General features: G+C 41.7%; 6 protein-coding genes and 1 pseudogene. 4 read left to right on the top strand and 3 right to left on the bottom strand.

The window, feature by feature from the left end; translation table 11 throughout:
- A pseudogene (locus tag L1D55_RS27725) lies at window positions 1–176 on the bottom strand (helix-turn-helix domain-containing protein); the annotation flags it as partial.
- Between the two features lie 91 nt (window positions 177–267).
- Window positions 268–642: a nuclear transport factor 2 family protein gene (locus tag L1D55_RS23300; RefSeq protein WP_239919037.1), complete on the bottom strand. Its 375-nt coding sequence runs from the start codon at window positions 640–642 to the stop codon at window positions 268–270.
- A gap of 139 nt (window positions 643–781) precedes the next feature.
- Between L1D55_RS23300 and L1D55_RS23295 the strand changes: the two genes are divergently transcribed.
- The 4 genes from L1D55_RS23295 to L1D55_RS23280 all read left to right on the top strand — a co-directional run bounded on the left by L1D55_RS23295 (window position 782) and on the right by L1D55_RS23280 (window position 5238).
- Window positions 782–1648, top strand: a complete 867-nt coding sequence (locus L1D55_RS23295; RefSeq protein WP_239919036.1) for a LysR family transcriptional regulator — start codon at window positions 782–784, stop codon at window positions 1646–1648.
- 189 nt (window positions 1649–1837) lie between these two features.
- Window positions 1838–3085 (top strand): paraquat-inducible protein A, encoded by a 1248-nt coding sequence (locus tag L1D55_RS23290; protein ID WP_239919035.1) that lies wholly within the window; start codon window positions 1838–1840, stop codon window positions 3083–3085.
- Between the two features lie 24 nt (window positions 3086–3109).
- The gene (gene pqiB, locus L1D55_RS23285; RefSeq protein WP_239919034.1) at window positions 3110–4735 is read left to right on the top strand and encodes an intermembrane transport protein PqiB; all 1626 of its coding nucleotides are present in this window, start codon (window positions 3110–3112) and stop codon (window positions 4733–4735) included.
- Entirely contained in the window at window positions 4735–5238 is a 504-nt protein-coding gene (locus L1D55_RS23280) for an ABC-type transport auxiliary lipoprotein family protein (RefSeq protein ID WP_239919033.1), read from the top strand. The genes pqiB and L1D55_RS23280 overlap by 1 nt, the downstream gene beginning before the upstream one ends.
- A gap of 124 nt (window positions 5239–5362) precedes the next feature.
- Here the strand turns inward: L1D55_RS23280 and L1D55_RS23275 are convergent, their stop codons facing one another.
- Complete coding sequence (locus tag L1D55_RS23275) at window positions 5363–7222, bottom strand: helix-turn-helix transcriptional regulator (RefSeq protein ID WP_239919032.1); 1860 nt, start codon at window positions 7220–7222, stop codon at window positions 5363–5365.
- Window positions 7223–7452 lie beyond the last annotated feature (230 nt).

The raw sequence follows: 7452 nt of genomic DNA, 5'->3' as shown, positions 1-7452 counted from the left end.
GTAGCCGCATGGTTAGTTGGCAAAAATGAATCAGTACCATGAATGGCAAAGACTTGAGCCCAATACCGTATCTGTCTTGAAGAAATTGAATATTGTTTTGCTAAGTAGAGAGATGACGTGCCATCTAAGTATTGCTTAGCAATGATACATTTTAGCTCTCGGCTATATTTGGACATAAAAAGACCCCCAATAATTGGTGTCCAACTATTGGGGGTCAGTTCAAGATTACTGGCTTTTGCCTTTGCTATTTTTTTGAGCCGCTCGTTTCTAGCGTTCGCCTTGAACTTCGAAGTCGTCACTTACTAGGCGAGCACAGCCATCGGCTTGCAGAGCCCAGTGTTCACGGTGTACAACACCAAAGGCTTTGTTCATTGTCCAACTTGCGGTAAGGATATATCCGCCTTCTGGGTGTTCTTCCCATTTCACATCAGTGTAATCAACGTCTTTGAAACCTTGGTCCATGATACCTTGCCAGAATGCTTGAATCGCTTCACGACCTTCAAAAGTACCAAATGGACGAGCTTCCATTACACAGTTCTCTGTATATTGATCTGCACAACCTTTCGCATCTTGACTGTTGAATGCTTTTTGCCATGCGTTAATGCCTTGCTTACACGCTTCTAATACTTGATTGTTTGACATTGTTTTCTCCATAACAGTCTTCTTCCAAACACTGTGTTTTGATTGGTTATCTCGATAAGTTGAATGTAGTTTAGTCTTGGTAATTGATTTGAAAAACAGAGATAATAGAAAATACTGTTTGTAAAAAGAGAACAATAAGATGAGTAAGCTAAAACAGATGTCGATTTTCGCTCATATTGTAGAGCAAGGCTCCGTATCAGCCGCGGCTGAAAAACTAGAGTTGTCTAAATCTGTTGTTAGTCAGCATCTAAAAATTTTGGAGCAAGAGCTTGGTGCTTCGCTTCTTAAACGAACAACGCGAAGACAAACCTTGACCAGTATGGGAGAGCGCTTCTATTTAAGTTGTAAGGATATTAACGTGATCGCTGAATCGGCGTGGGATATGGCGAAATCGGAGTTGGAAGAGCCTCAGGGACGGATTCGTATCACAGCTCCGAATGCTTTGATGGATTTGCTGGTGGCGCCTGTTATTGCGGAGCTGATGAAACAGTATCCAAAGCTAAAGCCGGAATTGATCAGTGATGACCAACACTTAGATTTCATGGAGCATGATATTGATCTTGCGGTACGAGTGGGCAGTTCTCGTGACAGTAATCTAAAACAGAAGCGATTAGGTGAGTTTAAAGATGTGTTGTGTGGCGTCGCAAGTATGCGTGAGCGTGAGCTTGAATCAATTCCTTATATTGCAAACTCTTGGCAGGGAAAGCAGGTGACACACCATTTTAGTTCTCTAACTGAAGAAGGCTTTGTCTATCAACAACAAGCTAGCTGCGTTACCAATTCATTTCACAGTTGTCTTGCGCTGATTAAATCGGGTGTTGGCATTGGTGTGATTCCAGATTTCTGCATTCCTCAGTTATCGGGTGAGGTTGTCGATGTGCTGCCAAGCTTTGAATTACCCACCAATACGGTTTACGCATTAAACCCTTTTACTTCAAACACGCCGATTGCCATCCAACTGTGTGTTCAAGCATTAGAAGAAAAGCTCAAACAAAGCTTAATTTGATGCCAACCCGTTGCTATCGCTGCAATTGTTAACATAGAAGATGGCCTGTTGGTCATCTGTTTTTCATTCCATCTCTCATTTTTACCAGATTGCGTTCGTTTAATGGTGTACGCATTGGCAAAAAATCCAACCCTTACTTATATTTACCTAAAGTGTCTAGTTGCGTATTAAGATTGAGAGGGAACTTCATTGCCGGAGCGCTTTACCAAGTCATGTCATGAATGCGGACTGGTTAGTCAGTTTGAAGAGTTGTCTGCAGGTAGCGAAGCGTCTTGCCCAAGGTGTGCTCATACTTTATCGAGTGTGGGGCATCATAAACAGCAGGGCGTAATCGCTTATGCGTTGGCGAGCCTGATTACATTAATCATGAGCCTAACTTTCCCGTACATGTCATTTAGTGTTCAAGGTATTAGCCAACAAATCACGCTGTACCAAGCTGTCGACATGATGAATCGCATGGATAACAGTTTGATTGCTTTGCTGTTGTTTTTGGCGGTGATTCTTTTGCCTGCTTACTTTTTGGTGCTTTCATTGTGGTTCTGCTTTTTGGTTGAGCGCGACAAGCGAATTAATTACGCCTCCCACCGATTTACAATTCTTGCTCTCAAATCTTTGAGTTGGGCGAAGCCGTGGCTGATGGTCGATGTGTTCTTGATTGGTGTGTTAGTGAGCTTGATTAAGATAGCCGCCTTGGCGGATGTTTCGATGGGCTTGTCGTTTTGGGCGTTTTGTATCTATGCCATGCTGGTGGTCAAGACCATCTCTTTAGTCGATTTTGATTGGTTATGGGATCGCTTGGTACCAACCAAAGCCTCGCAAGAACCAATGATCGGGAGCATATTTCAAAACAAGCAGCATCTTGCGTGTCATATCTGTGGGCAAGTCCACCATTACAGCGACAGCCTCCACCGTTGCACTCGTTGTCACACTCATTTACATCACTTTGAGCCAGTCAAAAATTTACAGATTGCGTGGGCGTTGTTGTTCACTTCGGTCGTGTTTTATATCCCAACCAATTTGTATCCGATGATGTATACCTCTGCGTTTGGAACCAGTGAAGGCTCAACCATCATGGAAGGGGTCATCTTACTTTGGAATATGGGGTCATACCCTGTGGCACTGATCATTCTTATCGCGAGTGTGTTTATTCCGATGGCGAAGATGGTCGCATTGGCATATCTCTATTGGAACGCCAAAAGGGTGCATGGCCTGACTGAGCAAAAGGCAAACCGTTATCTTAAAGTTTATCGCGTGACTGAGTTCATTGGTCGCTGGTCGATGATAGACATTTTCGTCGTCGCAATATTGGTGGCATTGGTTCAATTGGATGGCGTTATGGCGATTTATCCGGGTCCTGCGGCGCTGTCGTTCGCGGCCGTTGTGATATTTACGATGTTGTCAGCGATGATTTTCGATTCTCGAATTATATGGAAGTAATCTCCTCAAAGAGGTGTGAAATACATGGAAAAGCAAAGTACTTCGGATGCGAAGGTATCAAAGAAAAGTGAGTTGTCGCCCGTTTGGATTGTCCCAATCATTGCGGTTTTGGTGGGGTGTTGGATGCTATTTCAATACTTCAATAATCGCGGGCCAGAGATCACTCTGATCTTACCGGATGCGTCTGGTATTGAAGCGGGCAAAACGGCGATAAAATCTAAGAATGTGCATGTGGGTACCATTACCGATGTCGCTCTGAGTGAAGACTATGAATACATCATTGCAAAAGCTCAAATAGATAAGAAAGCTTCACGTATGATCAATGCTGAGACCCAGTTTTGGGTAGTGGAACCGCATGTAGGCACTGACGGGATTAGCGGTCTTGAGACTATTTTGTCGGGCTCTTACATTGAGCTCAAACCTGGTAAATCGAGTGAAGCCCAATTGAGGTTTGATGTGTTGGATACACCTCCAGTAGCGGGTCCAGACACCAAAGGTATCAGGGTTGTTGTTTCCCACAATAAAGCGAATCAACTTTCAGTTGGTGAACCGGTGTTACACCATGGTTTCGTGGTAGGGCGAGTAGAAAAAACCAGTTTCGACTATCAAAAGAAAGAGGGTAAATACCAACTGTTCATCTTTGCTCCCTATGATGGGCTTATCTTCGAAAAAACACAGTTTTGGCTCTCTTCAGGCATTGACGTGAGGTTCGGTGCCAACGGCTTAGACGTCAACTTTGCTTCGATTGAGAGTATTCTGACTGGTGGCGTAAGTTTTGATGTGGCCGAGAGCATTAAACCGGGCGCCCAAATCAAAGAGAACTTAAAAGAGTACACGCTTTATGATAATTACGACGCGGTATTGCAGGGGAAATACACCAAGTCTTTAGATTACGTATTGTTGTTCGAAGAGTCAGTCCGCGGCTTAAGAAAAGGGGCACCGGTTGAGTATCGGGGGGTGCGCATTGGTACCGTGGATACCGTGCCGTTGCAGATACGTATGGACAAAGATGGCAAGGTTTCGAACCGTATTCCTATTCTAATTAAACTCGAAATTGAGCGAGTTTCTGAAGTCTTCAGAGCCGTGAATGCCAAAACCTTTGCAGAGCGCGTAAAACTGCAGATGGGAGAGGGGCTAAGAGCGACCTTAAAAACGGGTAACCTTCTCACCGGGGCACTGTTTGTCGATATCAACTTTTATGAAGACGAAGAGCCTTACGAACCAAGAGAATTTGATGGTTACCCTGTGTTCCCTGTTGTCGCTGGTGGCTTAACGGAGATTCAAAAACAGATCACCGATTTCTTAGATAAGATCAATGAGCTTCCATTGGATGCCACTATCGCCAACCTAAATGGTTCGCTGGCTTCATTAGATAGCACCTTGAAGAGTATGGATGAACTACTTGATAGCGAGGGTGCCAAAGCCTTGCCACAAGATATCAGTGAAACCATGACGCAGCTTGAGGCGACGTTAGATAGCTATGATGAAGACTCAGATGCTTATAAACAGCTTATCAGCGCGTCTGAAGAGTTAGAGCATGTGCTAAAAGAACTTCGCCCGTTGATCAAGGTTTTAAACGACAAACCCAATGCGTTGGTGTTTGGTAGTGATGTGGAAGAAGACCCGATTCCAGTTAAGGGAGTGGAATAATGAGAAAACTATTTATATCACTGATTGTATCGTTCGGGCTTTTAGGGTGCTCTTCTCCCACTGATGGCACTCATGCTTATCTTCTACCAGAAAGTACGCTGGATAAGCCGATATTCAAGGTAAAAACCCGAGTCGACTTACCAGATTACCTCGACACCATCGGCATTGCGTATCGCAAGTCTGAAAATGAACTGGTTTCTGCGCGTAAACATGTTTGGGCCGAGAACCTAGAAGGGTTACTTGAAGAGCGTATTGACTCTTCCGATGCTTCAGGGGAGTCGGATAAAGAGTTGATTATTACTTTCGAGCAGTTCAATGGTTCTTACACTGGCAATGCTGAAGTAAAAGGAACTTGGGTACTGAGCGAGCAAGACGTGGAATTAGCACGAGCGGAATTTGAATCTAATACGCCATTAAAAGAGTCGGGGTATGAATCGCTTGTCGAAGCTCTAGGGGAAGGGCTGGATGAGGTGCTCGCAGATATTCAGTCGCAATTGCCGTGATTATCAGGAGGTAATATCTAGGCGGTTGTCGATATTAAGTTGAGAGCCTCGAATCAAATTAATGAGAATATAAGAAAGCCACCGTTGATAAGGTGGCTTTCTTATAATTTACGCTTGTTAAAAATTAACCATACTTATTAATAAATGCAATAACATGCTTATTGCTAAGTAGCTCTATTTTATCGATCGTTAGAATACAGTATGTGTATGATTTGTTTTTAAACGTAATGTTAGAGGGTTCCTCTGTTGGCTCTGAGAATTTATAGATTTCAAATCCAAGTTTTTTCATTACATCCAATGCATTGGGATTTTTGACCATCATAGAGAATTTCTTGATCTTCGTATTTCTTGCAAGAAGCTTCATATCGGAAATCAGGTTCGCAATAGATTGTTCGCGTTTCTCAGAGTGACCACTAACCACAATGTAATTTAAGTTATGATTAGAATCTAAAGAGCAGGCTTGCTTAAGGTGTAGACGCTTATTTTTGTATTGCTCGAATACCTCTTCATTGAAGAAAAAACCTAAGCTATGACTAACAATATCGCCATTAACATCGACCAATTTTCTACCATGGGCCTTTTTTTCACTGTAATAGAGAAATAGATCGATAGTCTCAAGAGGTGAAGGGTCCACCTTTGTATATTGCGAAATCAGCTTTATTCTATCAATTACTGTTTTGTCATTCTGATCTGTCATCAATGGCATGACCTTACAGTTGCAGCCTTCTTCAATATCCCCTTTAGTGATAGATGATATTCGGCTTTGAAATGAAAAAAACCGTTCACTCAGGAAACCTTCAAGTAGTGCAGTGTCTTCGTTATCTTCGGAATCAAAGGACTTCAACGTTGTATACAAGTCTAGACCAAGGCAGTCCAATAGCTTTAGGGCTTTGTAGTTACTTGGCTTTACTTTGCTATTTTCCCATCGATTTATCGTTACGACATCTACAGAGCTGAATTCATCATCTAAGTGATTAATGTATGCTGCAAAATCCTTTTGCGTTAACTTCAACTTCTTGCGCGCTTCGCGAAGTAATTTCGGAAATTTCATCATGGTAGAGTATTCATCTTTGATTAGTGACATTACGTTCCGATTCGTCAGATAGTCTATTTTATCAATCGTTAATATACAGTAGCCATAATGTTTATCTTTGAACGTGATATTACATTTTTTAGCAGAAGGTTCTGAAAATTTAAATACTTCAAACCCTAGGCCCTTCAAGAGTTTCATCATGTTGGGATCTTTTACTAAAACAGAATACTTTTTAATATTTTTGTTCTGAGAAAGTAACTGTATATCTGAAACTATATGCTCAATAACATGATCTTTTGTCTCTGAGTGTGAGCTTATATTAAAATAATTTATGCTTTTGCCTGAATTTAAAGAGCAGGCCAGTCTGAGATCTAGCTCTTGAGTTTTTAATATCTCAAATTGATGGTCTTCAAAGAAAAAGCCTACGTTGTGACTCACAATGTCGCCATCTGTATTGATGAACTTGTGACCATGTGCTTTTTTCTCACAGTAATAGAGATATAAATCAATTTGGTCCAGTGGCGAAATGTCGACTTTTGTGAATTTAGAAAGTAGTTTGATTCTGTCGATAACGCTAGTGTCACGTGGCTCTGACATTAAAGGCTGTGACTTAAAATTGCGTTGACCTTGTTTTTTATTGAGGCCTGCTAGAGCTGAAATTCGACTTTGAAATGAGCCATGGGATTCGTTAAAAAACGTTTCGATTAGCGTATCTTCTTGTTCGGACTTGAAGCTCTTTATTGTCTCAAACAAATCTCCGCCAAGGTACTGTAAGATCTTGAGTGCTTTGTATGTACTTGGCTTTACCTTATTGTTTTCCCAACGATTTATCGTTACGACGTCAACCGCATTAAATTCATCATCCAGCTGATTCAAGTAGGTTGCAAATTCTGTTTGTGTAAATTGAAGTTCCTTTCTGAAGTTACGTAACAACTGTGAAAACTCACTCATTAAAACATTAACCTTCTGATAATTAACTCAATGTCTCGATTCTAATTTAGACATCAGACTCTCTATTTAACATCCTCAGTAATTTGTTTTTTACGGATGTTAATTGTTTGGGTTGATTGATCTGTATGTTGCGCATGTCCCTAAAAAGGCGAAATGCCAAAATAGTGACGTCAAATCTATGGCATTTAGCCTGGAGACTTGTCAATCTACTGTGAAGTGCGCGTTAATGT

Origin of the sequence: Vibrio sp. Isolate22 (assembly GCF_022398115.1) — a bacterium.
Lineage (GTDB): Bacteria > Pseudomonadota > Gammaproteobacteria > Enterobacterales > Vibrionaceae > Vibrio.
The sequence above is the reverse complement of the archived record's forward strand: the minus strand, read 5'-3'. Positions and strand labels throughout refer to the sequence as shown.